Raw genomic sequence first — 26,444 nt, 5'->3', positions numbered from 1 at the left:
GGATATGGCTGATACTGACAAGACGGCAAGACTGACGCTCGACGGCAAGAACTACGATCTGCCGATCCTGTCGCCCAGCGTCGGGCCGGACGTGGTCGACATTCGCAAGCTCTATGGACAGGCGGGGGTCTTCACTTACGATCCCGGCTTCACCTCCACGGCGTCCTGCGACAGTGCGATCACCTTCATCGACGGCGAGAAGGGCGTTCTGCTGCACCGCGGCTATCCCATCGGACAGCTTGCCGAAAAATCGCATTTTCTCGAGGTCTGCTACCTTCTGCTCTACGGCGATCTGCCATCGGCGGCCGAAATGGAGAAGTTCGAGAGCATCGTCACGCGTCACACCATGGTGCACGAACAGATGCACAACTTCTTCCGCGGATTCCGGCGCGACGCGCATCCGATGGCGACCATGGTCGGCGTGGTGGGCGCGATGTCGGCCTTCTATCACGACAGCACCGACATCAACGACGAATGGCAGCGTGAGGTCGCGGCGATCCGCCTGATCGCGAAGCTGCCGACGATCGCGGCGATGGCCTACAAGTATTCCGTGGGCCAACCTTTCGTCTATCCGCGCAACAACCTGGATTATGCGGCGAACTTCCTGAACATGTGCTTTTCGGTCCCGGCGGACGATTACGTCGTCGATCCGATCCTGGCGCGTGCCATGGACAGGATCTTCACCCTGCACGCCGATCATGAACAGAACGCCTCGACTTCGACCGTCCGGCTGGCGTCGTCGTCGGGAGCGAACCCGTTCGCCTGCATCGCGGCCGGCATCGCCTGTCTCTGGGGGCCCGCACACGGCGGCGCGAACCAGGCGTGCCTCGAGATGCTGCGCGAGATCGGGACGGTGGACCGCATCCCCGAGTTCATCGCCCGCGCCAAGGACAAGGACGATCCGTTCCGCCTGATGGGTTTCGGGCACCGGGTCTACAAGAACTTCGACCCGCGCGCGACCGTGATGAAGCAGAGCGCCGACGAGGTGCTGGAGCTTCTGGGGATCGAGGATAATCCGACCCTGCAGGTCGCCAAGGAGCTTGAGAAGCAGGCGCTCGACGATCCTTATTTCGCCGAGAAGAAGCTGTTTCCCAACGTGGACTTCTATTCCGGCATCATCCTGGAAGCGATGGGCTTCCCGACGTCGATGTTCACGCCGATCTTCGCGCTGTCGCGCACGGTGGGCTGGGTCGCGCAGTGGAAGGAACAACTGTCCGATCCGAACCTCAAGATCGGCCGGCCCCGGCAGCTCTATACCGGGCCGACGGAACGCGATTACGTCGAAGTTGAAGACCGCTGATCGCCGCCGACGTGGAAACGCCGCCCCGCAAGGGGCGGCGTTCTTCGTCGGTCAGGCGGTGGATCAGCGGGCGGCGGTTCCGCGCGCGCCCGGCGCCGGCCGGAACTCTCCCGAGGAAGCGGTGGCCCGGCTGACGAAGTAGATCGCCGCCCAGGCCACGATGAAGCCGGGGATGATCTCGTAGATGCCCGGCCCGCCGAGAAAACTGCCGTTCCAGCCCAGAGTGATCCAGACGATCACCGTGGCCGCCCCGCCGATCAGCCCGGCCACGGCGCCGCTTCCGGTCATCCGGTCCCAAGTCAGCGACAGGATGATGAGCGGACCGAAGGCCGCACCGAACCCGGCCCATGCATTCGCCACGAGGCCAAGGACCTGGCTGTCGGGATCGCCCGCGATGAAGGCAGCCACGAGGCCCACCAGGATGACGCTGATCCGGCCCACGGTCACAAGCTCCCGGTCGCCGGCCTGCTTGTTGAGGAACAGGCGATAGAAGTCCTCCGTCAGCGAAGAGGACGACACGAGAAGCTGGCTGGAGATGGTCGACATGATCGCCGCCAGCAGCGCCGCGAACAGAAAGCCGGTGATGAGCGGATGGAACAGCAGGTTGGACAGGATGATGAAGATCGTTTCAGGGTCGTCCACGGGAAGGTCGTTCCGCACGGCATAGGCCCGGCCCAGGATGCCCAGGCTGACCGCACCGACGAGCGATATGAACATCCACGTCATGCCGATGTTGCGGGCGACCGGAACCTCGCGCACCGACCGAACGGCCATGAAGCGGACGATAATGTGCGGCTGTCCGAAGTATCCCAGGCCCCAAGTCACGGCGGAGAGAAAGCCGAAGAACGTCAGGCCCTTGGTCAGCGAGAGGAAATCGGGGTCGACGGCGCCCAGAGTCTCGCCCGCCTGATCGAAACCGCCGCCGCCCGCACCATAGAGGACGACCAGCGGCATGACGATCAGCGCCAGCATCATGATGATGCCCTGCACGAAATCCGTCAGGCTGACGGCGAGGAAGCCGCCGATGACGGTATAGATCATCACGATGCCCAGCGTCAGCCATATCCCGATGGAATAGTCGCTGAAGCTGTCGGAATTGATGAGGTCGCCGAAGGCGCTGGAAAAGAGCTTGCCGCCTGCCACGAGGCCAGAGGCGGTGTAGACCGAAAAGAATACCACGATGATGATGGCCGACACGATCCTCAGCGCCGCCGCGCGGCTCGGAAAGCGGTTCGCCAGGAATTGCGGGATCGTCAGCGCGTTGTCGTAGCGTTCGGTCTGTTCGCGCAGGCGCGGGGCCACCACGATCCAGTTGACCAGCGCGCCGACGAACAGGCCGATCCCGATCCACGCCTCGACCAGCCCGGCGGCATAGAGCGCGCCGGGAAGCCCCAGCAGAAGCCAACCGCTCATGTCCGACGCACCCGCGGACAGCGCCGCGACGGCGGGGCTGAGGTTGCGCCCGCCGAGCATGTACTCCTCGGAACTGGCGGTCGATTTCCGCCAGGCATAGACGCCGATCCCGATCATCAGCGCGAAATAGGCTAAGAGACTTATCCAGACGCCCAGGGCCATCAGATTCTCCTCGAGAAAAGAATACTCAGATGACGCAGCGTCCCACGGCAGGCGACGCAAGGGAACATGAAACTGCGACGCCCGGACGCCGGCCAGCGACGCGGGGGTCGGTGTGTCAGCCGTCGAGCGTGAGCGAGATGCGCCGGTTGGACCGGCCCTTGCTCTCGATCTTGCCGATGCGGAACATGCCGATCTCGGCCGTGGTGCGGACATGGGTGCCGCCGCAGGGTTGCAGATCGACGGGCGCATCCGCCCGACCGATGCGAACCAGACGGATGCGGCCCGCGCCGCGCGGCGGCCTGACCGCCAGCGTCTTGACCAGCGCCGGATTGGCGTCGAGCGCGTCCTCGGTGATCCACTCCTCGGTCACGGGATGGTCTGCGGCGACGAGCTGACCCAGGCGTGCCTGGATGAAGTCGCGGTCGTGGATGACCTCGGGCATGTCGAAGTCGAGCCGGCTCTTGTCGTATCCGATCTGGCCGCCCGTCACCGGCAGGGGCACGACGACCGACAGAAGGTGCAGCGCCGTATGCATCCGCATGAACCTGTGCCGCCTGTCCCAGTCGAGTCGCATCTCGATCTCGGCGTCCGGCTCCGGCAGGGGACCGCCGCTCGCCGGCAGCAGGACGATCCGCTCGCCCTCGCCCTTGACCGCCCCGGCGATCTCGCAGGAGCCGCCGTCCCAGCGGAGGCGCCCGCTGTCGCCGGGCTGGCCGCCGCCTTTGGGATAGAAGACGGTGCGGTCGGGGACGATGCCGCCTTCGGGGGTGATCGCCGCGACGCGGCCGGTGGCGGACTTTAGGTAGGGATCGGTGCGGAACAGGGGGTCGGTCATGTGCTTGGCGGGCCTTCGGGTTGCAGGGCTTCGGGGTTGCGCAGCAGGACGTCGCGGCGGGGCAGCGGATGCTCCAGCCCCTCGGCCTTGAAGCGCTTGGCGATGGCGTGGTTCAACTCCGAAGCGACCACGACCTTGAACAGGATGTCACGCAGCACCACGCGGACCGTGAAGTCGAGGCCGTTCGTCCCGAAGCCGTCGAACGTCACCAGCGGCGGTGGATTGAGGATGACCATGGGGTGTTCCTCGGCCACCTCCTGCAGGATCCGCTCGACCCGTTCAGTGTCGGAGCCGTATGCCACGCCCAGCGTCAGGACGACCCGCCCGGAAGCGTTGTTGAGCGTATAGTTCGTGACGACCCCCGAAATCAGGTCCGCGTTCGGCACGATCATGTCCTGGCGGTCGAACGTCTCGATCCGGGTGGAGCGGACGCTGATCTCGCGCACGAACCCCTCGACCCCGCTGGCCTGGACGACCACCCAGTCGCCCAGCTTGATGGGCCGCTCGATCAGCAGGATGATGCCCGAGACGAAGTTCTGCACGATGGTCTGCAAGCCGAAACCCACACCGACCGACAGGGCGCCCGCGACGATGGCAAGACCGCTCAGGTCGATGCCCGCGGCGGTGACGGCCATCAGGATGGCGATGGTGATCCCGATATAGCCTGTGCCCGAGAGGATCGCGTTGGTGCCCCCGGTGTCGAGCTTGGTCTTGGGCAGCACGCTGGTCCGCAACACGCCCTTGAGCAGGCGGACCATCAGGTAGCCGACGAGGAACACGAGGGCGAGAGTCAGAAAACTGCCCGGCGAGATCCGCGATTCGCCGAAGTCGAAGCCAAGCTGGAACTTTGTCCACCATTCCCGCAGCGTCGACGGCAGCACGCCCCAGATCAACGCGAAAAGCGGCAACGACAACAGCGCCAGCACGAAGCCCACCAGCGTCGGCAGCAGCGCGTCGCGGCCGGTATCGGGCCGTCGCATCGCGGCCGCATAGAGATCGAAGGCGAACCCCTGCAGGATCCCGATGAACATGATGAGCGCGAGCGACAGTGCCGCGGGCCAGAGCGCCGCATTGGCGAGGTTGACGTAACCCACCGCCGCCACCAGCGGCGACAGCACCCCCACCAGTATGAGGCCTCGCCCGATCAGCCGAAGGACCTGCGCCCAGAAGCCGCCACCCCCGTCATCGTCGTCGGCGCGCGCCGCCTCCCCCTCCGACAGGAACAGCTTGCCCATGCGGAACAGGTTGATCCCCGCGATGACCAGCAGCACCAAATGCGCCACCGCGTTGCTGACGACCGGATCGTTCGCAGTCTGGGTGATGACCTCCACCGCCATGGCGCCCGCCAGCAGGATGCCCAGCATCAGCGCATAGAACCGCGCAGCCGGCCGACGCGCGGGGCTGACGGGCAGGAACGCCTGCGCCGTCTCTCGCATCGGCAGCGCTTGGAGCGACAGCCACCGCGCCATCAGGATCGTGAACCCCATGAGCGGCAACAGGGTGGTCGCCGCATCGACCCGCAGGCCCTCGGCGCCCATGAGTTGCAGGATGCGGACGACGGCGAATAGCCCCGCAACCGGCAGGATCAACCGGACGACGGAAATGGTCAGAAGGATGACACGCGCGACCGCGCTGTCAGCCTCGTGCAGGGCGACACGGTCGCGCAGCTTGCCCAGCCAGACCCCGGATCGCCAGAGCAGCAGGATCGCCACCAACACCAGAAGCCCCAACTCACCCCCGCGGGCCTGCCAGACGGCGCGGGCGGTCGGCGTGGCGAAGGGCGCGTAGAGTTCCTGCCCGAACGCCTTCAGCCAGGACGCGATGGCCGCGACCGTGGGGGGCCAGTTCACCGGGTTGACCGGCGCCGGGGCCTTTGACAGCAGCTGCGCCGCGCGGTTCGCCTCCAGCAGGCGATCGACCTCGGAGATCAGGCCATCCGCAGCGGTGAAGGATGCCTGCGCCTCGCGGACGGGGGCCCTGAGCTCCTCCAGCCGCCGGTTCAGTTCCGAACGCTGGATGCCGATGCCGGGCGGCTCGGTCTCTCCTTCCTCGGGCGGGGGGCCGATCGCTTCGATCTGCGCGGTCAGGGTCTCGATCCGGGCGGCGTTTGCAGTCTGTGCCTCCTGGAACCGGGCGCGCCAGTCGGCAAGTTCCCCCCGCAGCGCCGTCAGCGCCCCGGCCGAGGCATCGCCGCTTTCCAGCACCGACTCCGTGCGTTCCGAGAGGGCCTTCCAGTCCGGGTCGACACCCTGCGCCACGCCCGGAAGGACCAGCCAGAGCGTCAGGAAGACGGCGAGGAAAAACCTCATTCGAAGGCCGTCGGAACCTCGCGCTCCGGTCCGTCGAGCCAATGCGGCACCGGCAGGCCCTTGTCGCGCAGGAAGTCGGGGTTCCACAGCTTGGACTGATAACGCGAGCCGTAGTCGCACAGGATCGTCACGATGGTATGCCCCGGCCCCATGTCGCGGGCCATCTTCACGGCGCCGCCCACGTTGATGCCGGTCGATCCGCCCATGCACAGCCCTTCGTGTTCCAGAAGATCGAAGATGATGGGCAGCGCCTCCTCGTCCGTGACCTGGCAGACGAAATCGGGGGTGAAGCCTTCCAGGTTGCCGGTGATCCGCCCCTGCCCGATGCCTTCGGAAATGCTGGAGCCTTCGGACTTCAACTCGCCGTGCTCATAGAAGTTGTAGAGCGCGGCGCCCATCGGGTCGGCCAGCCCGACCTTGACGCCCTTCGGCTGCAACGCCGCCGCCACACCCGCGACGGTACCGCCCGTGCCGGCCGCACAGATGAAGCCGTCGACCTTGCCGCCGGTCTGCTCCCAGATTTCCGGCCCGGTCGTCTCGACATGGGCCTGCCGGTTCGCGGTGTTGTCGAACTGATCGGCGAAGATCGCGCCGTTGGGCTCCGTCCGCGCGAGCGTCTCCGCCAGCCGCCGGGCATAGCGGACATAGTTGTTCGGATCCTTGAAGGGCTTGGGCGGAACCTCGACCAGCGTGGCACCGGCCAGACGCAGCATGTCCTTCTTTTCCTGGCTCTGGCTGTCGGGGATCACGATCACCGAACGGAACCCCATCGACGCGCCGACCAGCGACAGGCCGATGCCGGTGTTCCCGGCCGTCCCCTCGACGATGGTGCCGCCGGGTTTCAGCGCGCCCGAGGCGATGGCGTCGCGGATGATGAACAGCGCAGCGCGGTCCTTGACCGACTGGCCGGGGTTCAGGAACTCCGCCTTGCCCAGGATCTCGCAGCCCGTCTCGTCGGAGACGCGGTTGAGCCGGATCAGGGGGGTGTTGCCGATGGCATCGGACAGGGACGAATGGACGGTCACGGGCAGGCCTCCGGGGCTGGTCTCCCCTTGGGTCTAGACCCCGGATTGCAAGTCTTCAACCGGCCTTCCCGCGCGCAAGCCGTCCGCGCGCAGACCCAGCCATTGCACCGACACGATCAGGGGAGCGTTGACCGCCTCGCCCGAGGCGACCATGGCCAGAACCTGCGACAGGGGCACGACATGGGCACGGATGTCCTCATGCTCGGAGGCGAGCCCGTGCAGCCCGCCCGCATCGTCCGGCAGGTCGCAGACCGCGACGTAGGAATGGATGACCTGCGCCACGCCGCCGGGGCTGGGGAAATAGCGGGCCACGAAATGCAGGTCGCCGCGGTCCACGGTGATCCCCGCCTCCTCCTCCAGCTCGCGCAGGGCGGTGGTCTCGGGCCCCTCGCCCGCGTCGATCAGGCCGGCGACCGGCTCCAGCATCCAGGGCTGCCGGTCGCCCTTGGCCAGGGCTCCGATGCGGATCTGCTCGACCAGCAGGACGCGGTCGCGGCGGGGATCATAGGGCAGGACGGTGGCGGCATCGGTGATATGGCTGATCGCCCGGTTGATGCGACCCGACCGGGTGCCGTCGAACCGCGGATGGTCGAGCGTCCATTCCTCGACCCGGTGGAACCCCTCATAGGGATAGTCGACGGACTCGACGCGGATGTCCTCCACCGGCGCGCCGCCGCCCACGGTCACGGGACGATGCGCGGCGCGGGCCGCGACGATACCTTGTGCGCGCGCTTGGATCACGCCGCGCCGGGCCGCGATGGCGGCTGGCGTCATGCGGCCCATGGCGCGCTGCACCTCGGCCGCGGCCAGGATCGTGCGGTCGCCATGCAGCGCGACCCAACCGTCGCGCGACCACGGCACGCCCGCGCCCTCTGCCCCGCCCGCGCGATAGACCAGCGCGGCCACCGGGCCGTCGGGGCCCGTCACGGTCACGGCCTCCGGCGAATAGGCGAAGGCGGTCTCGTACCAGTCGAGCCGGGCGCGACAGTCGTCGCTCAGCGGTTCGGTCAGCAGGCCCATCGTCTGCCCGCCTTCGACCAGGACGGGCCAGTCGCCATCGGCCGCGCGCTCCACCGACCACCCGTCGAGCGTGGCGGGCGACGTGGCGACCGGGCGTCCCGCGACCTGCGTCAGCAGCGCGTCCCAGGTCAGCGTCCCGAACAGGAAATACCGGCTCACCGCGTGACGCGGCCGGTGATGCCGGCAACCAGGCCGACCACGGCCCCCCCGCCGAACAGCACGATCAGGATGGCCGGGTGGGCAACCAGTTGCAGATCGTTCCAAAGGAACTCCATCCATGCCGACCCGGCCTGGCCGATGGCATTGTATTTCCGGTCGAGTGAATTGAGGACCATCACCCCCAGCGAATGCAGCAGCAGCGCCAGCATCATCAGGATCAGCGCCCCGGCGATGCCCGCCGTGATGCCGCGCGCCATGGTCGTGCCCTTGCCGGTCCGGCCCGTCGTCTCACGCCCGACATAGCGCCAGCCGACCAGCAGGCCGCCCAGCGCCAGGATCTCGCGGAAGCGCCCGACGCGGACGCCTTCCTCCAGCACCATGCGGACGATCAGGTCGCCCACCAGCCAGGCAAGGGCCGCGAACAGGACCGCCGCGACGAGTTTCGAGGGGGTGGGCATCAGATGGGCTTTCGTACGGTCATCTGGATCACGTCGCACATGCCATATTCGAACGCACCCGCACAGCCCGTCAGATACAGGTTCCACATCTTGCGGAAGCGGTCGTCGAACCCCTGTCGGGCGACGTCGTCCCAACGGGCGTTGAAGCGGTCGAACCAGCGGCGCAGCGTGATGGAATAGGCCTTGGCAAGACTGACCGAGCCGCCGTCCTCCAGTCCCGCGCGAGCGACCTGTTCGGCCAGCTTCATGGGTGCGGGCAGCATGCCGCCGGGGAAGATGTACTTCTGGATAAAATCCACCTGACGGGAGTAGGTCGACCAGCGGACGTCCGGCACGGTGATGATCTGCAGCGAGGCTTGCCGCCCCGGCCGCAGCCGGTCGCGCAGGATGCCGAAATAGACGGGCCAGTATTCGCGGCCCACCGCCTCGAACATCTCGATGCTTGCGATGCCGTCATAGCTGCCCGTCTCGTCGCGGTAGTCCTGAAGCTTGAGATCGACCTGCGCCGACAATCCCGCCTTTTCAATCCGTTCCCGGGCGAAGTTCAACTGCGCCCGGCTCAGGGTCAGGCCGGTCACCCGAAGCCCCCGGTCGCGTGCCGCGTATTCGGCGAACCCGCCCCAGCCGCAACCGATCTCCAGCACGTGCTCGCCCGGCTTGACGTCCATCCGGTCGACGATCGAGGCATATTTCGCCGTCTGCGCGGCTTCGAGGGATTCCTGTCCGGTGGCGAACAGGCCGGAGGAATAGGTCATCGTCTCATCGAGCCAGAGCCCGTAGAAATCGTTGCCTAGATCGTAGTGGCGCGAGATGTTCCTGCGGGCCTGCCTGCGGGTATTGCGGCGCAGCCAGAAGCGCAGCTTCTCATAGGTTCGCAAAACCACGAAACCGGGGAACTGCTGGATCAGGGCGTCGCCTTCCTTGTTGACGTAGTCGAACAGCGCCTGAAGGTCGGGTGTCGTCCAGGAGCCGTCCATGTAGCTTTCCATGAACCCCACGTCGCCCTCCCGCACGAGGCGGGCGAAGACGTCCACGGTCTGCACGACGATCTCGGCCGCAGGGCCGGGTTCGGGCCCGTCGTGGCGAAAGCGGCGACCGTCGGGCAGCACGATGTCGAGCCGCCCGGACCCGGCGCCCTGCGCCATGGCGAAGGCCCGGGGAAAATACCGCGGCAGGTCCTTCTGCCCGTCGAGTGTGGTGATCGCGTCCATGTCTCTCCCGAACCTCGGGCAGACTGAACCACCGGTTTGCCTCGGTCGGCAAGTCCTAGGCGCGCGATTACTCCGCGTCGCGTTGCTGATACGCCGCGAGCGCCTGCTCCCGGCCCAGGGCCAGCCCGACGATGGGCTCCTCCGGCCGGCTGTCCGGACCAATGGCCCAACTGCGCGGCACCGCGTCGAAGAAGGCGTCGTCCTCCAGCCACCTGCGGCGATAGACGGCCTTCGGGTCGAACTTCTCGGCCTGCGTGTCGGGATTGAAGATGCGGAAATAGGGCGATGCGTCCGGCCCCGACCCCGCCACCCACTGCCACCCCATCGCGTTCGATGCCGGGTCCCAGTCGATCAGCGTGTCCGCGAACCAGTCGCAGCCGATGCGCCAATGCGTCATCAGGTGCTTCGTCAGATAGGAGCCGACGAGCATCCGGGCGCGGTTGTGCATCCGGCCCGTGACGTAGAGTTCCCGCATCGCCGCATCGATCACGTCGATCCCGGTGAGCCCGCGCCGCCACGCCTCCGCATCTGCGCCGTCGCCCTGCCAGGGAAAGGCGTCCCATTCGGGGCGCCAGTTCTCGGTCGTCAGGCGGGGCGTGTGATACGCCAGATGGTGCGCGAAGTCGCGCCAGACGAGTTCCTTCAGGAACACCTCGGCGTCACCCTTCCCGTCATGGAGCGCCTTTTGCCCGGCGAACCAGCATTCGCGGATGCCGATCTCGCCCCAGGTGAGGTTCTCGGACAGGCCGGAGGTGCCGTCGACGGCCAGCATGTCGCGGGCAGTGGCATAGTCGTCCACCTTCGTCTCGATGAAGTCGACCAGACGGTCGCGGGCGGCCAGTTCCCCAACATGGACATGATCCGCCACGACATCCGCACCCCGCCGCATGGCACGACCCATGTTCCAGGCGTTCAGATCGTCCGACGCGGGCCAGGCGTCCGGCGCGGCAAGCGCCTCGACCGGGGGCAGCGGCCGACCGAGATCGCGGTCGCGCACAGCCTTCCAGAACGGGGTGTAGACCTTGTAGAATCCGCCCGCGCCGGTCTGAACCGTCCAGGGTTCGAACAGGACATGTGCCTGGAACGACCGCGCCTCGGTCCCCTCGTCGCGGAGCGCCTCCTTCACCTCGGTGTCGCGGGCCCGCTCGTCGGCGACGTAGAGGCGGTTCCAGACCACGGTGTCGGCGCCGGTTTCGACCCGCAGGTCGCGCAGCACGTCGATCGCCCTGCCCCGCCGCAACATCAGCCGCGAACCGATGTCTTCCAGCCGTTCCGACAGCGTGGCAAGGCCCAGCCCGGCGCGCCACAGGGGCGCGGCGCCCCAGGTCTCCACCACCTCGTCCAGGATGAAGACGGGGATGACGGGGCGGCCCTGTTCCGCGGCCCAGTGCATCGCCGGGTTGTCGGTCAGCCGGAAATCCCGGCGCATCCAAAGAATGATCGGAGCCATGGTCCGTCATCTAGGGCCGCGCGCCACGATGCAAGGGCGCGAACGGAAACGGGGGCCCGAAAGCCCCCGCGACGTGCCGCGAACGGCAGGGTTCAGATTTCGGCCCGCTCGGACTGAAGTCCGCGGAAGATGCACCAGCAGAGCGCCAGCAGGACCACCGTGAACAGCAGGCCGGTCGAGATGACCATCGACTGCAAGGCCGCAAGCCCGCCGCCCAGCAGCAGCGCGATGGCCACGGCACCTTCGAACACGCACCAGAACACCCGCTGCGGCACCGGCGCATCGACCTTGCCGCCCGCCGTGATCGTGTCGATCACGAGGCTGCCGGAGTCGGACGAGGTGACGAAGAACACGATGACCAGGATGATGCCCAGGAACGAGGTGATCGACGCCAGCGGCAGCGGGTCGAGCATCTTGAACAGCTGCAGCGGCAGGTCGGCCTCCTGCGCGGCGGTATAGCCATCGGTGATGACCTGATGGATCGCCGTACCGCCGAAGATCGACATCCAGGCGACGCAGGCGAAGCTGGGGATGAGCAGGACGCAGACCACGAACTCGCGCACCGTCCGGCCCCGGCTGACGCGGGCGATGAACATGCCGACGAAGGGCGACCAGCTGATCCACCACGCCCAGTAGAACGCCGTCCAGCCCTGCGAATAGTTCGTGTCCGGTCGGTTGAAGGGATTGGCCAGCGCCGGCAGGTATTCGACATAGGCCACGAGGCTCTGCCAGAAGAAGGTGAACAGGAAGACCGTTGGCCCCACGATCAGGGTAAAGAGGGCCAGAAGCCCCGCCAGTCCCATGTTGATCTCGCTCAGGATCTTCACGCCCCCGTCGAGGCCGCGCAGCACCGACACCAGCGCCACGGCGGTGATCGCGGTGATCAGGATCACCTCGGTCGTGTTGCCGATGGGGATGCCGAACAGGTCGTTCAGGCCGGCGTTGGCCTGCGTCGCGCCGAAGCCAAGCGACGTCGCCAGACCGAACAGCGTGGCGAAGACCGCGAGGATGTCGATGATGTGGCCCGGCCAGCCCCAGATGCGTTCGCCGAAGATCGGATAGAAGGCCGAACGGATCGTCAGCGGCAGACCCTTGTTGTAGGTGAACAGCGCCAGCGCCAGCGCGACGGTCGCGTAGATGGCCCAAGGGTGCAGCGCCCAGTGGAAGATGGTCGCGGCCATGCCCAGCCGGATCGATCCGGCCTCATCCCCCGTGGCGCCGCCGAGAGGCGCCCAGTCGGTCCGCAGCCCCGCTTCGTCCGCGGCCAGTTCGCCGAAGGAGGTCGAGAAGTGCGTCAGGGGCTCCGACACGCCGTAGAACATCAGCCCGATGCCCATGCCCGCCGCGAACAGCATCGAGAACCAGCCGATATAGCCATAGTCCGGCGTGGCGTCGGTGCCCCCCAGCCTGACCGATCCGTAAGGCGTCACGATCAGCAGCAGCGCGAAGACGACCACGATGTCGGCCGCCCCGATCAGGAACCAGCCGAAGTTTTGGGTGACGAAGTTGAACATCGCCGTGAAGATCGCCGAAGCATGGTCCGGCAGGGCGAGCGTGAAGAACACGAAGGCCACGATGGCGACGCCCGAGATGACGAAGACCGGGTTGTGGATATCGACGCCGAAGGGACCGATATCGCGCTGGATGTTGTCCTGCCCGACTTCGTAATCCGTCTGGATCACCTCCGTCACGCCCTCGGGACTGGGAATGCCGCCGTCCGGCGTCGTGTCTGTCATCGCTGTCTCCTCTTGTTGATCGTGCCTTCGGACGCGCCGGGCTATGGCGGGTCACAGGCGTGATCTTGCCGGAAGGTACTCCGATCGGTGCCGCTTGTCACATCGGAACTGGCTTGGCGCAGGCCCCTGTCCAGTGGATCAGGCGTTCAGGTCGACGACCACGCGGCCGCGCACCTGCCCCTTGAGGATGTCGGCGCCGAGCTTGGGCAGGTCCTCCAGCGTGGCGGGCACCACCATTTCCTCCAGCCTCTCCATGGGCAGAAGCTGCGCGATCCGGTCCCAGGCGCGCACCCGGTTGTCGTAGGGTTGCAGCACGCTGTCGATGCCCAGAAGGTTCACGCCGCGCAGCAGAAAGGGGATCACCGTCGCGGGCAGGCTCGCCCCGCCGGCAAGCCCCACGGCCGCGACCGAGGCGCCGTATTCCATCTGTCCAAGCAGTCGGGCCAGCATGGCGCCCCCCACCGCATCGACGCAGCCGCCCCAGGTCTCGCTCTCCAGCGGGCGCTTGACCGTCTCGGCCAGATCCTCGCGCGGGACGATTCGCGTGGCACCAAGCCCGCGCAGGTAGTCCTCCTGCTCCGGGCGTCCGGTGACGGCGGCCACCTCCTTGCCCAAAGCCGACAGGAGCGCCACGGCCACCGAGCCCACACCGCCCGATGCGCCCGTCACCAGCACGGGGCCGGCGCGGAAGCCGTGATCCTCCAGCGCCTGCACGGCCAGCATCGCTGTGAACCCCGCCGTGCCCACCGCCATCGCCTGCCGCGTCGTCAGCCCGTCGGGCAACGGCACCAGCCAGTCGGCGCGCACGCGGGCCTTCTGCGAATAACCGCCCCAATGCGCCTCCCCGACGCGCCAGCCGGTCAGCACGACCTTGTCGCCCGGGGCATAGCGGTCGTCCGACGACGCTTCGACCGTGCCGGCCAGGTCGATACCGGGGACATGGGGATAGTTCCGCACCAGCCCGCCCCCCGGCCCGATGCACAGCCCGTCCTTGTAGTTCAAAGTCGAATATTCGACCGCCACCGTCACCTCGGCCTCCGGCAGGTCGTCCAGCGTCAGGTCGCGGACCGCCGCACGGGTGCCGTCGTCGTCCTTGTCGACGACCAGTGCCTTGAACGTGTCGCTCATCTCCAGAACCTCTCCTTGGGTGTCGCGGCCAGCGGGCCGTCCTGTGTCATGCAGGTCAGGCGGTCGCCCGGCCCGTGGTCCATCGCAACCATGCCGATGGCGACGCCGCATCGGAACTCCTCCGACCGAGCGGCCGACCGGATGCGACCGACCCTGTCGCCGTCGTCGTTCAGAAGCGGCCATTCCCGGTCGCAAACCGGCGGGTCGCCCTCCAGTTCCACCGCCATCAGCCTGCGCCGGGGACGATGGTCGCGCAAGGCCGCTCCGCCGATGCAGTCGAACCGCTGGACGTATCGGCCCAGCCCCGCCTCGGCCGGGGTGTCGTCGCGGGTCATGTCGTTGCCGTAGGACAGAAGGCCGCCCTCGATCCTCTCGATGGTGTTGGGGCAGCCTGCGCGCACGTCGAGATCGGCGCCTTCGGCCATCAGCCGGTCCCAGAGCGCATGAGCCTTCGCCTCGGACGCGACGCGGACCTCGAACCCGCCCTGCTTCGAGAACCCGGATCGGGAGACGAGCACCTCCGCCCCGTCGAAGGGCGCCCAGGCGAAGCCGAAGAACGGCAGCTCGCGCACGGCGTTGCCAAGCACGCGACCAGCGAGTTCCGGGGCATTCGGCCCTTGGATGGCAAGGGTCTGGATGTCCGGCTCCGTCACGCGGAAGTCGAAGCCGCCCTCTGCCAGCGACGAAACCCAAAGTCCCAGATCTCCATCGGCCAGCGACAGCCACCAAACCCCCGGTCGGGGCCGCAGGGCGACGGGGTCGTTCAGCATCCCACCGCGACTGTCGCAGACCGGCAGATAAGCACAGCGGTCCGCCCCCACCCTGTCCAGGTCACGCGGTGTAAGCCGTTGCATCAGGCGGTCCGCGCCCGGCCCTTCGATCTGGACGATGCGTTCGCAGGCCACGTCCCAGACCTGCACCGCGCGCTTCAGGTGGGCGCAATCCTCTGCGGGGCTGCGGAAGACCGACGGCAGCAGGGTGCGGTTGTAGACGGTCCAGGCGCTGACGCCCGACGCCTCCACCGCCTCCGTCCACCAGGTCCGGCGCAGGCGGTTGGAGGGCGCGAGCCGCGTCACGCCGGCTCCGGCATGAACGGCAGGTCGGTATCCTCCGGCTCGACCCCCGCGGCGGTCAGCATGGCATGGATCTGCCCCCGGTGATGGGTCTGGCGGTTGAAGAAATGCGTGAGCAGAACCGCCATCGGCCGCGCGATGTCGCGCCCGAGCGCACCCGAGGAACAGGTCAGGTCGCCGTCGCAATCGGACAACGCTTCGGCCCAACGGGTGATGGCGGTATCCGTCGCCTTCCGCCGCGCGGCCCAGGCGGCCACGTCCGGCGTCAGGTTTCGCGACTCCGCGATCCCGCCCGGCGGCGCCTCCGGTCCGTCCGCAATGCGGGAAAGCCACATCTTGTCGGCCCGGAGCAGATGGTCGCACGTGCCAAGGATCGACCCGAAGAACGCGCCCCGATCGCGGGTCGCCTCGCCCGCGTCCAACGCCTGAACGTCGCGCCGCAAACCGCTGTTCTGCCACGCGTTGTAGAGCGCCGTCATTCGCACCCAACCGAGGGTTATCACTTCGCGACCTCCGGCCCGGACCAGTCGATCTGGCAGATTTCGGCGCTGCGGCCGTCGAAGTCCCATACGCGCCCGAAGGCACGCACCCGGCCCTTCGTCGCCGTGGCCACGGTGATGTCGCTGCCCATCCAGTATTCGGTGTTGGTCGCCACGATGTCGCGGTCGGGGTCCTTGCCGGGAACGGGGATCACCTCGCCCTGGATTTTCTTGCCGACCATAAGGCGACGGGTCTTGCCCTCGGTCTCATAGGTGATGGCGGCACGCTCGGCGCCCAGGAACTCGCTCACCAGCATGCGGAACAGGCCGGTGGTGCCGCGCGCCCGCCCCGAGAAGATCTCGACCAGACCGTCGTAGGCGGCATCCTCCGCCCGGTCGTCGATGAAGGCCGCGGCCTTCCAGTTGCCCCGCGCCATCAAGCCCGGAATATCGAGCAGCAGGCCGACGTTCAGGCCCGACAGGTCGCTGTCGCCGTAGTGTCCGCTGTCGATGCGGATGCCTGCCCAGGCCTGGCAGTAGCCCTCGGTCGGGCCGTGTTTGCCCAGCGACACGACGCAGGGGCAGAAGACAGTGCAGTTGCAGTTCAGGATCAGCTCGCCCTTGATCGCCCAGGGCGTCTGCCCCGTGGCCGCGGCCGGGCGCACCTGCGTCAACGTCGTTGTGGTCATGTCATCCCTCCGATCAGAAAGCCCGCGCCGACGAGGCAGCCAAGGCCGATGGCGCGGGGCACCAGCACCCCGCGCGACAGTTTTTCCAGTACCATCAGCGCCGTCGCCAGCGCCATGAAGCCCAGCGACATCGCCCCGCCGATCAGGCCGAGCGCCATCAGTGCCCAGCAGCAACCAAGGCAGACCGCGCCCAGCCGCAGCCCCATCCGCAGCGGCCCTTCGGACCAGTGGCCCATGAAGAACGTGAGCGGCTGGCGGCATTTCGAAAGGCACGCGTCCTTCAGGGCACTGAACTGATAGGCCCCGGCGAGCGTCAGCAAGACCGGCGCCAGCCACGCCTCCCGCGCCACGCCGAGGTGGCCCAGCGCCATCTGCGCAACCGCGGCGAGGGCGGAGAACCCGACCCAGACCAGCCCATAGCCCGCCACCAGCCGCGCGCCGCCGCCGGTGCCCTGGCTGTCGGCGATGTCGTCGTGGGTGGCGAAGGCGGGAAGCGCCGTGGGCAGCATCATCGCAGCCGACATGATCAGCCACATCGCCAGCGCCCCGCCCGGCCCGAGCGCCGCACCCGGCGTCAGGCACAGGTCGCGCAGCGCCGTGCCCCACTCCACGGGCGCGGCCATCAGCCAGACCGCCACCCAGGCGGCGACGAGCGTGCCATAGAGCGCCAGCCAATGCGGCGCGGTCATGCGGGCCAGATGTCTCAAGGCCGCCTCCCCTGCTGCCCGAAGCATATGGGTGGCGCCCTGCCCGTGGAATGTCAAACGGCGACATGCCTCAATCCGGTGCTGGACGCGACGGGCGAACGCCCCTAGCTTCGCGTCAAAACGACCAACCAGCGGGAGATTTCGATGACCTTAAAAGCCGCCCTTCTGACCGGCGCCGCCACGCTTGCCGCCCTTCCGGCCACGGCCGAGATGACCGTGTTCGACTATGCCGGGTTCGAGGTTCCCGCCTTCCACCAGCAATACGTCGAGCAGCACGGCGACTCGCCCGACTTCGCCTTCTTCGGCGACGAGGAGGAGGCGTTCCAGAAGCTGTCCTCCGGCTTCAAGGCGGATGTGACGCACATCTGCGGCGGGTCGGTCACCAAGTTCACCGAATCCGGTCTGCTGGAGCCGTGGGATCTGTCGCGCATCACCAACTGGAAGAACCTCAACAAGGATCTCACCGGCGAGCAGATGGCGGGCGAGGAGGAGGTCTATTTCCTGCCCATCGACTACGGCTCCACCGGCATCGCCTACAACACCGAGGAGGTGCCGGCCGAGGATGTCGCGTCGCTCGATATCTTCCTCGACCCCGCGTATCAGGGCCGCGTGACCCTGCCCGACAACGTCGACGACGCCTATGCGCTGGCCTATCTGGCGACCGGCACGACCGACTGGACCGATGCCACCGACGAAGAGTTCGAGGCCGCGTCCGACTGGCTGCGGCAGGCGCATCCCAACCTGCGGACCTACTGGACCGATCCGGCGGAGTTGTCGCAGCTTCTGGCGTCGGGCGAGGTTCTGGCCGCCTGGGCCTGGAACGAGACGCTGCCCACGATGGCGGACGAAGGGTTCCCGATCGGCTTCCAGCGCGAGGCGGAGGAAGGATCGTCGCTTTGGCTCTGCGGCTATGTCAACATGAAGGACGGCGCGGGCGAGGAAGACCTCGTCTACGACTACGTCAATGCCATGCTGCACGAATCCGCCACCCAGCCTCTGCTCGACGCGGGCTATGGCCAGTCGAACGCCGTGGCGATGCAGGGCCAGGGCGAGGAGGCACTGGTCGCCTCCGGCCTGGGTCAGATCTCGGCGCCTGTACTGGCGCAACTGCCGATGCCCGGCCCCCTGCGCCAGAAGCAGGCCGAGGCGTTCGAGCGGATCAAGGCGGGTTTCTGATCCGACGCTTCCGATGTCGATACGAAGGCCCCGTCGGACCCCCGGCGGGGCCTTTCGCTTGTCGGCAGGCGGGGTCGTGAAAATACGGTATCCTGCCTCCGACACCACTTGAACCGCGCGGGCACCGCGCCTATCTTCGGGGTGTCTCCCTCGGGGGACTATGGCGATAAACGCGCCCGTAATAAGCGGTTCGGACCCGGGGGCGGTACCCGGCGACTCCACCAACATCCCGGTATTGGGGGATCATGGGGTCGAAACAGGATCGACGGACGTCTAAAGGGGTAATGCTTTCGCTCGGTGAGATACCACCGTTATCGGTTCAAAATGTACAGTTGCCAATACCAACCGTGCTCCGATGGCGATGGCCGCGTAAGCGACCGGACCTATCGAAACTTAAGTCCTTGCGCCTAGCAGTGTAAGGCGGGGTTCGCAGGCACCTGGCAACAGAAGCCTGCACTTTTCCAGCCATTTCGATACGTCGCTGATCCGTTCCGCGTGCATGGACCGGGGCGCACGTGACGATCCCGCGCCTCCCGCGATCCAGAACGGGGTTGTGAGCCCCCGGATGCTCTGTTTATCTCGGATCGAGGGCCGGTGCAGTCCGCCCGGAAATGCTGAGGATCGCGAATGGCCCGCACGACCATCGACTACGGCACGATGATGCACGACGCGATGCGCGGGTTGATCCGGCGGGTGCTGGACCAGGTGGCGGCCGACGGTCTGCCGGGGGACCACCACTTCTTCATCTCGTTCGACACGAACCATCCGGGCGTTCAGATCGCCCAATGGCTGCACGACCGCTACCCCGAGGACATGACCATCGTGCTCCAGCACTGGTACGACAACCTCGACGTGCGTGACGACGGGTTCTCGGTCACGCTCAACTTCGGCGACAGCCCCGAGCCGCTCGTCGTCCCATGGGAGGCGATGAAGACTTTCGTCGACCCCTCGGTCGAGTTTGGCTTCCGCTTCGAGCAGCGTGACGACGACGGACCCGATGATCCCGGCGGGATGCATGACGACGAGGAGGCCCCCTTCGCCGAGATCGAGGAGACCCCGCGCCAGGACGCGGAGGTCGTCAGCCTGGACCGTTTCCGCAAGTAGGCCGTGCCCGATGGACGCCGCCGGGTGGCTTCGCTAGACCCATGCGCGACTGAAACCGCCATGCCACCGGAGCGCGCCATGACCGCCACCCGTACCGAGACCGACAGCTTCGGACCGCTCGAAGTTCCTTCCGACAAGTACTGGGGCGCGCAGACGCAGCGATCGATCCAGAACTTCCCCATCGGCTGGGAGCGCCAGCCCGTCGCCATCGTTCGTGCCCTGGGCGTGATCAAGAAAGCCGCCGCGAAGGTGAACTTCGGGTTCGGCGACCTGGACGCCAAGCGCGCCGGTGCCATCGACGCCGCCGCGCAGGAGGTCATCGAGGGCAAGTTCGACGACAACTTCCCCCTCGTCGTCTGGCAGACGGGGTCCGGCACCCAGTCGAACATGAACGCCAACGAAGTCATCTCGAACCGCGCGATCGAGATCCTGTCGGGCGAGATCGGATCGAAGCATCCGGTCCACCCCAACGACCATTGCAACATGGGCCAATCGTCCAACGACACCTTCCCCACAGCCATGCATGTCGCCATCGGCATGTCCGCCCGCGACACCCTGCTGCCCGGCCTGCGCAAGCTGCACGAGGCGCTGCTGGCGAAGTCGGAGGAGTTCGCGGACATCATCAAGATCGGTCGCACCCACACGCAGGACGCCACCCCCCTGACCCTGGGGCAGGAGTTCGGCGGCTATGCCCACCAGGTCGCCAAGGGGATCGAACGGGTCGAGACGTGCCTGCCCGACATCTACGAGCTGGCCCAGGGCGGCACTGCGGTCGGCACCGGGCTGAACACCCGCAAGGGGTTCGCGGAAAAGGTCGCGGCGGAAATCGCCGAGATCACCGGCCTGCCCTTCGTCACCGCCCCCAACAAGTTCGAGGCGCTGGCCGCCCATGACGCCATGGTCATGTTCTCGGGCGCGCTGAAGACCGTCGCCGCGAGCCTGTTCAAGATCGCCAACGACATGCGCTTCCTCGGTTCCGGCCCGCGCTCCGGTCTGGGCGAATTGATCCTGCCGGAGAACGAGCCGGGGTCGTCCATCATGCCGGGCAAGGTCAACCCGACGCAGGCCGAGGCGCTGACCATGGTCTGCGCGCAGGTCATGGGCAACGACGCCGCTGTGGGCTTCGCCGGCAGCCAGGGTCATTTCGAACTGAACGTCTACAATCCGATGATGTCCTACAACGTGTTGCAGTCGATGCAGCTTCTGGGCGACGCGGCCGGCAGCTTCACCGACAACATGGTCGCAGGCACCCGTGCCAACGTCGAACGCATCGACCGGCTGATGAAGGAATCGCTGATGCTGGTGACGGCGCTGGCACCTACCATCGGCTATGATAACGCCACCAAGGTTGCCAAGACCGCCCACAAGAACGGCACCACCCTGCGGGAGGAGGCGCTGGCCATGGGTCTGGTCGACGGTGAGACCTTCGACCGCGTGGTCGACCCCAAGCTGATGATCGGCCCGAAGTGAGCAAGGTCGCCTCCCTCTCCCGCGTCCGCAAGGACCGCGCGAAGGCGGCGAAGCGGGCGGAGGCCGACAGCAACGCCGCCCGCTTCGGCCGCACGCGCGAGGAGAAAGAGCGCGAGCGGCAGGAGGCCGAGCGCAAGAGCCGCGATCTGGACGGGCACCGTATCGAATGACCGACGCCCGGCCGCGAAAACGCTCCCTCACGCTGCACGGCCACCGCACGTCGGTTTCGCTGGAGGAGGCCTTCTGGGTCGCCTTCGTCGAGATGGCCCGGACGCAGGGCCTGTCGGTCAATGCCCTCGCCGCCCGGATCGACCGTGACCGGGGCGTCAGCGCGGGCCTCGCCTCAGCCATCCGGGTGGCTGTGCTGCGCGACCTTCAGGACCGGGTGGCCGAAAGCGCCGCTACATGAACGCGTCCGGCATCGATTCCTTCTTCCGCGCGACATAGTCGGCCAGCGCCTCGCGCACGGCGGGATCCATCGTTGGCTGCTCGTATGCGGCGAGCAGCGCGTCGGCCCGTGCGGACGCCAGCGCGCGCGTGTCGCGCGACCCCTCGTCGGCCCAGGTCTCGAACGGCTTGTAATCCAGCACGTTCGACTTCCAGAACGCCGACTTGAAATTGGCCTGCGTGTGCGCGCAGCCCAGATAGTGCCCGCCCGGGCCCACCTCGCGGATGGCATCCATCGCCTGCCCGTTCTCGTCCATCGGGATGCCTTCGGCCAGCTTGTGCAGGATGCCAAGCTGATCGGCGTCCATGACGAACTTGTCGAAATCCGCGACCAGCCCGCCTTCCAGCCAACCGCAGGCGTGGAGCATGAAGTTCACCCCCGACAGAAGCCCGGTGTTCAGGCTGTTCGCCGTCTCATAGGCCGCCTGCGCGTCGGGCAGCTTCGATCCGCAGAACGACCCCGCGCTCCGGTAGGGCAGGCCCAGCCGCCGGGCCAGTTGCCCCGCGCCATAGGTGATCTGCGCAGCCTCCGGCGTCCCGAAGGTCGGCGCCCCGCTGTTCATGTCGATCGAGGTGACGAAGGCGCCGAAGATCACCGGCGCGCCCGCGCGCACAAGCTGGCTGTAGGCGACGCCGGCCATCACCTCGGCCAGGACCTGCGCCAACGTGCCCGCGACGGACACGGGCGCCATGGCGCCGCCGACGATGAAGGGGCTGATGATGACGGCCTGGTTGGCACGGACATATTCTTCCAGCGCGCCCATCATGATCGAATCGAAGGTCAGCGGCGAGTTGATGTTGATGAGGCTGACCATCGCCGTCCGGTCGTCGAGCCCGCCGAATAGGATGTCGCACATCTCGACCGAATCGCGGGCGCGGCTGGGTTCCGTGACCGAGCCCATGAACGGCTTGTCGGTGAGCGTCATATGCGCCAGCAGCATGTCGTAGTGCCGCTTGTTCACCGGAATGTCCGTCGGCTCGCAGACGGTGCCGCCCGAATGGTGCAGCCACTTGGACATGTGGCCCAACTTCACGAACTTGTGGAAATCCTCCAGCGTGGCATAGCGCCGCCCGCCCGCGTCGCGCACGAAAGGCGGGCCGTAGACGGGGGCCAGCACCAGGTTGCGGCCGCCGATCTCGACGTTGCGGTCGGGGTTGCGCGCGATCTGCGTGAAGGTCGACGGCGCCGTCGCACAAAGCTTGCGCGCCAAGCCGCGGGGAATGCGGACGCGGTCGCCCTCCACCCCCGCGCCCGCCTCGCGCCAGAGCGCCAGCGCGGGTTCGTTTTCGGGAAAGGCGACGCCGATCTCCTCCAGCACTGTCTCGGCGTTGGCCTCGATGATCTCCAGCGCCTCCGCGTTCAGGATCTCGAAATCGGGAATGTTGCGCGTGATGAAGCGGGCCTGCTCGATCTTGCCCGACGTCCGCTCCGCCCGCCGCGCGGCACCGCCGCCGCCCCGCCGTCCCCGTCCGCCTTCCGCCATGCCCGACCCCTCGCTGCTTCGACCTTCGCCCCCAGTTACCCGTAAAGCCTGCGCGCCAAAGCGCCGTTTCCGGCGCGGGCGGGCGAAAGGCGACATGGCTTGCCAGTGGGTTGGCCCGCGCGTAATCCCCGGTGCCATGGACATGCCAGAACACCAGCGCCTTCTCATCGTCGACTTCGGCTCGCAGGTCACGCAGCTCATCGCGCGCCGCCTGCGGGAGTTGAACGTCTACTGCGAAATCCACCCGTTCCAGTCGGTCGACGCCGCCTTCCTGCGGGGTTTCGCGCCGATGGCCGTCATCCTGTCGGGCGGTCCCGCCTCGGTTCCCGACGCCGACAGCCCCCGCCCCCCGCCCGAGGTCTTCGATCTGGGCGTGCCGGTGCTGGGCATCTGCTACGGCCAGCAGGTGATGATGCAGATGTTGGGCGGTCAGGTCGAGCGCGGGCACGGCACGTCGGAGTTCGGCCGCGCCTTCATCCTCCCCGAAGCCCGGCTGGAGCTGCTGGAAGGCTGGTTCGACGGGCTGGAGGCCACCGGCCGCGAACAGGTCTGGATGTCGCATGGCGATCACGTCAGCCGCATCGCGCCCGGCTTCGACGTCTATGCCACCTCGCCCGGTGCGCCCTTCGCCGTGGTGGCCGACCCGTCGCGCCGGTTCTACGGCATGCAGTTCCACCCCGAGGTGCATCACACCCCCAAGGGCCCGCGCCTGTTCGAGAACTTCGTCCGCATCGCGGGCTTCACCGGCGACTGGACGATGGCCGGCTACCGCGACCAGGCCATCGCCGCGATCCGCGAACAGGTGGGCGATGCCAAGGTGATCTGCGGGTTGTCGGGCGGCGTCGACTCCTCCGTCGCGGCCGTCCTCATCCACGAAGCCATCGGCGACCAGCTTACCTGCGTCTTCGTCGACCACGGCCTGCTGCGCCAGGGCGAGGCGGAGGAAGTCGTGCGGATGTTCCGCGACCACTACAACATGCCGCTGATCCACGCCGATGAACGCGAGCTGTTCCTGGGCGAACTCGACGGCGTTTCGGACCCCGAGACCAAGCGCAAGATCATCGGCCGCCTGTTCATCGACGTCTTCCAGAAGCACGCGGCCGAGGTGGGTGGCGCGAAGTTCCTGGCGCAGGGCACGCTTTACCCCGACGTGATCGAGTCGGTCAGCTTCTCCGGCGGCCCCTCGGTCACGATCAAGTCGCATCACAACGTCGGCGGCCTGCCCGAAAAGATGGGCCTGAAACTGGTCGAACCGTTGCGCGAACTGTTCAAGGACGAGGTGCGCGAACTGGGCCGCGAACTGGGCTTGCCGCCGTCCTTCATCGGCCGCCACCCTTTCCCCGGTCCCGGCCTCGCCATCCGCTGTCCGGGGGAAATCACGCGCGAGAAGCTCGACATCTTGCGGCAGGCGGACGCGGTCTTCATCGACCAGATCCGGCGGCACGGCCTCTACGACGACATCTGGCAGGCCTTCGTCGCCATCCTGCCCGTCCGCACCGTGGGCGTCATGGGCGACGGCCGCACCTACGACTTCGCCTGTGCCCTGCGGGCCGTCACCTCGGTCGACGGCATGACGGCCGATTACTACCCCTTCACCCACGACTTCCTGGGCGAGACCGCCACCCGTATCATCAACGAAGTGCGCGGCATCAATCGCGTGACCTACGACATCACGTCGAAACCGCCGGGCACGATCGAATGGGAATAATTCAGAGCGTATGGAGGCTATCGGCATCTGTCGTCAAATAACGCGTAACATGCTGACCAACATGATATAGAATACCGACTATGTTCGGGTCTATCGCTGCATAGCAATGAAATCTGATGGTATGCCTGACGGTATGGCCAAACCTTGCTTGACCCACTTTTCGCGCGCACGATCATAGGCGTAGCCTCATTGACGGTGTTTTTTCGACGCATCTCTTTCTGGCACGCTCCTGGGAAAACGCCTCGATGCCCGACGAATAATTGTCGATGACGTCTCGCCTCCTCAGGAGAAGCAGCGTCGCAAGCGCCACATCCGAAAAGCGAAGAGCTTCGGACAGTTCGGCGAGCGCGAGTTACAGAAAGCGCCCACGGCCGATAGCACGCGCGCCATGCGTCGCTCGATCTTGGACCGCGAACTAATGCGCTTCTGGCAAATTGGCTGCTCAATGAAGTTCTGCCGGTCGACCTGCGCGCGCTTCGCGCAAGATCGGCTCTGCTGCACGGAACGCGATGAAGGCTGAGCTTCCGCTTTCCCCGATCGGCTCGGGCGGCGGGTCTTGTGACGGGGATGCCGAGGGCGGTGAAGCGGTTCGGGAGGGCGAAGCGGACCTGGAGTTCGGCGGTCTGGCGATCGAAGGTGAGGCATCGAGCCGCCATGGGTCCGAGACCGATGCCGAACGGCGGCAGGCTTCGGGCCGGAACTTGGCCGAGCAGGTCAGGCAGCACGGGCGCGTCGCCCACGCCGCTGCCGGCAATGGACGGCCCGGACCTCCGGCGTCGGCAGGGCGTCGAGAAGTCAGGCACCGGCCAGTCCAGGCCCCCGGCTTCAGCAGGCTTGCGGCGAACCCCGTCGTCTGCCGGAGCGGCAGACCGAACAGCATCTCGATCGTCAGGCGGTCCTGAATGGCCGCGTCGCTGCAGACCGGCCGCCGCGCTTGCCCCACGGCGCCGTGTGCCAAGACGTCGACGGATCGAACCGGACAGTCAGCGATCCGCGTTCACCCAACGCGACGTCACAGGCGGACCGGACAGGCGGACCGGTTCAGGGTGCGGCAGCGGGTCGGCGCAGGCTCGGACATGCGACCCGGCCATGACACCGGACTCGCAATGTGAATCCCGGACAGGCTTCGGGCAACAGGGTCGCGAAAATCGTCGACCGTGGTGCCCCGGCGACGGCCATGCATGCGCACGATATCACAAAGCAGATCTTCAGCTTCGCGATCTTCCCTGGCGAAAAGTTCACGAACCCGGCCGACGAGGTCGGGCCGGCGTCGATCACAACCTTCAAGCCGCGAAATCGATCACTCTCCGCTGCCGGAATCAGGATATTGCCGAAGCAGATCCAACGTGTCGCAACCCTGCCGACGACTCCGGCTCGGCGTTGATCTCTTCATGCTCATAATGGTGTGCAAAAGTATCGTATCCCACTGACCGATGTATCTGGCCTCGAGGATCGCCATGACGTCCGGCGCGGGTGTGCCTGATCGGCGTGCTGCGACGGACAGGCGGAGGATGGCATCGTCATCGGGAAGACGCCGACGCCTCTGGTGCGCCGCCCGGATCTCGCCGTTCGGACGCTCGATCGGAGTCGCGGAGCGCGGCCCGGCACGATGCTCCCTCGGAAAGGTCATGCAGGTCGGGACGTCGTGCCCGGCGTCATCCATGACGTCCGCCAGCTTCGGCACCTCGGGACGAAGCCGATCGGCGACGGCACGCCAACGGGTGCTCGCGGCTTTGGCGGTGTCCTGAGCGAAGGCGGTGGCGATGAAGGCCGGGCAACCCGCCTGCCGCTCTTGCCCGCGTGGGCCGGAACGTTTCGCTGGAAACGGACCCGGCAGCGCTGCCATGTGGCGCACAGCATCTTTGTCGCGGCTGCCTCGATGCCTTTATGGGGTGGAGGAG

General features: G+C 67.0%; 25 protein-coding genes, 1 other RNA gene and 1 pseudogene. 10 read left to right on the top strand and 17 right to left on the bottom strand.

The window, feature by feature from the left end; genetic code table 11:
* Positions 1-4 precede the first annotated feature (4 nt).
* Positions 5-1,300 (top strand): citrate synthase, encoded by a 1,296-nt coding sequence (gene gltA / locus JAN5088_RS08620; protein WP_055682430.1) that lies wholly within the window; start codon positions 5-7, stop codon positions 1,298-1,300.
* A 63-nt stretch (positions 1,301-1,363) separates the two neighbouring features.
* Here the strand turns inward: gltA and putP are convergent, their stop codons facing one another.
* The 14 genes from putP to JAN5088_RS08550 all read right to left on the bottom strand — a co-directional run bounded on the left by putP (position 1,364) and on the right by JAN5088_RS08550 (position 17,154).
* Positions 1,364-2,875 carry a sodium/proline symporter PutP gene (gene putP / locus JAN5088_RS08615; protein WP_055682429.1) on the bottom strand — a complete coding sequence of 504 codons (1,512 nt, stop codon included), beginning with the start codon at positions 2,873-2,875 and terminating at the stop codon, positions 1,364-1,366.
* Positions 2,876-2,990: 115 nt separating this feature from the next.
* Positions 2,991-3,710 (bottom strand): alanyl-tRNA editing protein, encoded by a 720-nt coding sequence (locus JAN5088_RS08610; RefSeq protein WP_055682428.1) that lies wholly within the window; start codon positions 3,708-3,710, stop codon positions 2,991-2,993.
* On the bottom strand, positions 3,707-6,019 hold the full coding sequence (locus JAN5088_RS08605) for a DUF3772 domain-containing protein (protein ID WP_055682427.1): 2,313 nt from the start codon (positions 6,017-6,019) through the stop codon (positions 3,707-3,709). The genes JAN5088_RS08610 and JAN5088_RS08605 overlap by 4 nt, the downstream gene beginning before the upstream one ends.
* Positions 6,016-7,044 (bottom strand): cysteine synthase A, encoded by a 1,029-nt coding sequence (locus JAN5088_RS08600; RefSeq protein WP_055682426.1) that lies wholly within the window; start codon positions 7,042-7,044, stop codon positions 6,016-6,018. Before JAN5088_RS08600 ends, JAN5088_RS08605 begins: the two co-directional genes overlap by 4 nt.
* A gap of 33 nt (positions 7,045-7,077) precedes the next feature.
* The gene (locus tag JAN5088_RS08595; protein WP_055682425.1) at positions 7,078-8,223 is read right to left on the bottom strand and encodes an NUDIX domain-containing protein; all 1,146 of its coding nucleotides are present in this window, start codon (positions 8,221-8,223) and stop codon (positions 7,078-7,080) included.
* Entirely contained in the window at positions 8,220-8,681 is a 462-nt protein-coding gene (locus JAN5088_RS18605) for a TrgA family protein (RefSeq protein ID WP_055682424.1), read from the bottom strand. The genes JAN5088_RS08595 and JAN5088_RS18605 overlap by 4 nt, the downstream gene beginning before the upstream one ends.
* Positions 8,681-9,892 (bottom strand): SAM-dependent methyltransferase, encoded by a 1,212-nt coding sequence (locus tag JAN5088_RS08585; protein ID WP_055682423.1) that lies wholly within the window; start codon positions 9,890-9,892, stop codon positions 8,681-8,683. Before JAN5088_RS08585 ends, JAN5088_RS18605 begins: the two co-directional genes overlap by 1 nt.
* 67 nt (positions 9,893-9,959) lie before the next feature.
* Positions 9,960-11,342 (bottom strand): cryptochrome/photolyase family protein, encoded by a 1,383-nt coding sequence (locus tag JAN5088_RS08580; protein ID WP_055682422.1) that lies wholly within the window; start codon positions 11,340-11,342, stop codon positions 9,960-9,962.
* 92 nt (positions 11,343-11,434) lie between these two features.
* Positions 11,435-13,078 (bottom strand): BCCT family transporter, encoded by a 1,644-nt coding sequence (locus JAN5088_RS08575; RefSeq protein WP_055682421.1) that lies wholly within the window; start codon positions 13,076-13,078, stop codon positions 11,435-11,437.
* Between the two features lie 138 nt (positions 13,079-13,216).
* Positions 13,217-14,206 (bottom strand): acryloyl-CoA reductase, encoded by a 990-nt coding sequence (gene acuI / locus JAN5088_RS08570; protein ID WP_055682420.1) that lies wholly within the window; start codon positions 14,204-14,206, stop codon positions 13,217-13,219.
* Positions 14,203-15,282 (bottom strand): dimethylsulfoniopropionate demethylase, encoded by a 1,080-nt coding sequence (locus tag JAN5088_RS08565; protein WP_055682419.1) that lies wholly within the window; start codon positions 15,280-15,282, stop codon positions 14,203-14,205. Before JAN5088_RS08565 ends, acuI begins: the two co-directional genes overlap by 4 nt.
* A complete protein-coding gene (locus JAN5088_RS08560) occupies positions 15,279-15,782 on the bottom strand; it encodes a DinB family protein (RefSeq protein ID WP_233489747.1) in 504 nt (167 codons plus the stop codon). The genes JAN5088_RS08565 and JAN5088_RS08560 overlap by 4 nt, the downstream gene beginning before the upstream one ends.
* A complete protein-coding gene (locus tag JAN5088_RS08555; RefSeq protein ID WP_055682417.1) occupies positions 15,779-16,447 on the bottom strand; it encodes a DUF1326 domain-containing protein in 669 nt (222 codons plus the stop codon). The genes JAN5088_RS08560 and JAN5088_RS08555 overlap by 4 nt, the downstream gene beginning before the upstream one ends.
* Positions 16,444-17,154: a DUF2182 domain-containing protein gene (locus JAN5088_RS08550; RefSeq protein WP_306455465.1), complete on the bottom strand. Its 711-nt coding sequence runs from the start codon at positions 17,152-17,154 to the stop codon at positions 16,444-16,446. Before JAN5088_RS08550 ends, JAN5088_RS08555 begins: the two co-directional genes overlap by 4 nt.
* A gap of 144 nt (positions 17,155-17,298) precedes the next feature.
* Between JAN5088_RS08550 and JAN5088_RS08545 the strand changes: the two genes are divergently transcribed.
* From JAN5088_RS08545 to JAN5088_RS08530, 6 genes are all read left to right on the top strand, one after another.
* The gene (locus tag JAN5088_RS08545) at positions 17,299-18,330 is read left to right on the top strand and encodes an extracellular solute-binding protein (RefSeq protein ID WP_055682415.1); all 1,032 of its coding nucleotides are present in this window, start codon (positions 17,299-17,301) and stop codon (positions 18,328-18,330) included.
* 104 nt (positions 18,331-18,434) lie between these two features.
* Positions 18,435-18,788: a transfer-messenger RNA gene (gene ssrA / locus JAN5088_RS18270) on the top strand.
* A 169-nt stretch (positions 18,789-18,957) separates the two neighbouring features.
* Positions 18,958-19,434, top strand: coding sequence for an SspB family protein (locus JAN5088_RS08540; protein ID WP_055682414.1), 477 nt, complete (start codon positions 18,958-18,960; stop codon positions 19,432-19,434).
* A gap of 78 nt (positions 19,435-19,512) precedes the next feature.
* Complete coding sequence (fumC, locus tag JAN5088_RS08535; RefSeq protein ID WP_055682413.1) at positions 19,513-20,904, top strand: class II fumarate hydratase; 1,392 nt, start codon at positions 19,513-19,515, stop codon at positions 20,902-20,904.
* Complete coding sequence (locus JAN5088_RS18265) at positions 20,901-21,074, top strand: DUF4169 family protein (RefSeq protein WP_074962657.1); 174 nt, start codon at positions 20,901-20,903, stop codon at positions 21,072-21,074. The genes fumC and JAN5088_RS18265 overlap by 4 nt, the downstream gene beginning before the upstream one ends.
* Complete coding sequence (locus tag JAN5088_RS08530) at positions 21,071-21,313, top strand: ribbon-helix-helix domain-containing protein (protein WP_055682412.1); 243 nt, start codon at positions 21,071-21,073, stop codon at positions 21,311-21,313. Before JAN5088_RS18265 ends, JAN5088_RS08530 begins: the two co-directional genes overlap by 4 nt.
* Here the strand turns inward: JAN5088_RS08530 and JAN5088_RS08525 are convergent.
* Entirely contained in the window at positions 21,306-22,835 is a 1,530-nt protein-coding gene (locus JAN5088_RS08525) for a trimethylamine methyltransferase family protein (RefSeq protein WP_055682411.1), read from the bottom strand. The two genes, JAN5088_RS08530 and JAN5088_RS08525, sit on opposite strands and share 8 nt — an antisense overlap.
* A 142-nt stretch (positions 22,836-22,977) precedes the next feature.
* Here JAN5088_RS08525 and guaA point away from each other — a divergent pair, with 142 nt between their 5' ends.
* Entirely contained in the window at positions 22,978-24,543 is a 1,566-nt protein-coding gene (gene guaA / locus JAN5088_RS08520; protein WP_143114853.1) for a glutamine-hydrolyzing GMP synthase, read from the top strand.
* A gap of 554 nt (positions 24,544-25,097) precedes the next feature.
* Here the strand turns inward: guaA and JAN5088_RS19240 are convergent.
* Positions 25,098-25,548 (bottom strand): annotated as a pseudogene (locus tag JAN5088_RS19240) (transposase); the annotation flags it as partial.
* A gap of 103 nt (positions 25,549-25,651) precedes the next feature.
* On the opposite strand from JAN5088_RS19240, the gene JAN5088_RS19235 reads away from it, so the two are divergent.
* Entirely contained in the window at positions 25,652-25,927 is a 276-nt protein-coding gene (locus tag JAN5088_RS19235; RefSeq protein WP_177220078.1) for a hypothetical protein, read from the top strand.
* Here JAN5088_RS19235 and JAN5088_RS19665 read toward each other — a convergent pair.
* Positions 25,844-26,308 (bottom strand): transposase, encoded by a 465-nt coding sequence (locus JAN5088_RS19665; protein WP_370736409.1) that lies wholly within the window; start codon positions 26,306-26,308, stop codon positions 25,844-25,846. The genes JAN5088_RS19235 and JAN5088_RS19665 overlap by 84 nt on opposite strands.
* Here JAN5088_RS19665 and JAN5088_RS19660 point away from each other — a divergent pair.
* A partial coding sequence (locus tag JAN5088_RS19660; protein ID WP_370736410.1) for a hypothetical protein occupies positions 26,189-26,444 on the top strand: 256 nt, incomplete at its 3' end. The two genes, JAN5088_RS19665 and JAN5088_RS19660, sit on opposite strands and share 120 nt — an antisense overlap.

This window comes from Jannaschia rubra, from assembly GCF_001403735.1.
Taxonomy (GTDB): domain Bacteria; phylum Pseudomonadota; class Alphaproteobacteria; order Rhodobacterales; family Rhodobacteraceae; genus Jannaschia; species Jannaschia rubra.
This window is presented reverse-complemented; position numbering and strand designations above follow the sequence as displayed.

Bases quoted from the DNA above. Each gene is read 5' to 3' on its own strand.
- putP (WP_055682429.1), bottom strand. From the start codon at position 2,875: ATGGCCCTGGGCGTCTGGATAAGTCTCTTAGCCTATTTCGCGCTGATG.
- JAN5088_RS08540 (WP_055682414.1), top strand. From the start codon at position 18,958: ATGGCCCGCACGACCATCGACTACGGCACGATGATGCACGACGCGATG.
- JAN5088_RS08575 (WP_055682421.1), bottom strand. From the start codon at position 13,078: ATGACAGACACGACGCCGGACGGCGGCATTCCCAGTCCCGAGGGCGTG.
- JAN5088_RS08545 (WP_055682415.1), top strand. From the start codon at position 17,299: ATGACCTTAAAAGCCGCCCTTCTGACCGGCGCCGCCACGCTTGCCGCC.
- JAN5088_RS08585 (WP_055682423.1), bottom strand. From the start codon at position 9,892: ATGGACGCGATCACCACACTCGACGGGCAGAAGGACCTGCCGCGGTAT.
- JAN5088_RS08525 (WP_055682411.1), bottom strand. From the start codon at position 22,835: ATGGCGGAAGGCGGACGGGGACGGCGGGGCGGCGGCGGTGCCGCGCGG.
- JAN5088_RS08530 (WP_055682412.1), top strand. From the start codon at position 21,071: ATGACCGACGCCCGGCCGCGAAAACGCTCCCTCACGCTGCACGGCCAC.
- JAN5088_RS08580 (WP_055682422.1), bottom strand. From the start codon at position 11,342: ATGGCTCCGATCATTCTTTGGATGCGCCGGGATTTCCGGCTGACCGAC.
- JAN5088_RS08555 (WP_055682417.1), bottom strand. From the start codon at position 16,447: ATGACCACAACGACGTTGACGCAGGTGCGCCCGGCCGCGGCCACGGGG.
- fumC (WP_055682413.1), top strand. From the start codon at position 19,513: ATGACCGCCACCCGTACCGAGACCGACAGCTTCGGACCGCTCGAAGTT.
- gltA (WP_055682430.1), top strand. From the start codon at position 5: ATGGCTGATACTGACAAGACGGCAAGACTGACGCTCGACGGCAAGAAC.
- JAN5088_RS18605 (WP_055682424.1), bottom strand. From the start codon at position 8,681: ATGCCCACCCCCTCGAAACTCGTCGCGGCGGTCCTGTTCGCGGCCCTT.
- acuI (WP_055682420.1), bottom strand. From the start codon at position 14,206: ATGAGCGACACGTTCAAGGCACTGGTCGTCGACAAGGACGACGACGGC.
- JAN5088_RS08610 (WP_055682428.1), bottom strand. From the start codon at position 3,710: ATGACCGACCCCCTGTTCCGCACCGATCCCTACCTAAAGTCCGCCACC.
- guaA (WP_143114853.1), top strand. From the start codon at position 22,978: ATGCCAGAACACCAGCGCCTTCTCATCGTCGACTTCGGCTCGCAGGTC.
- JAN5088_RS08605 (WP_055682427.1), bottom strand. From the start codon at position 6,019: ATGAGGTTTTTCCTCGCCGTCTTCCTGACGCTCTGGCTGGTCCTTCCG.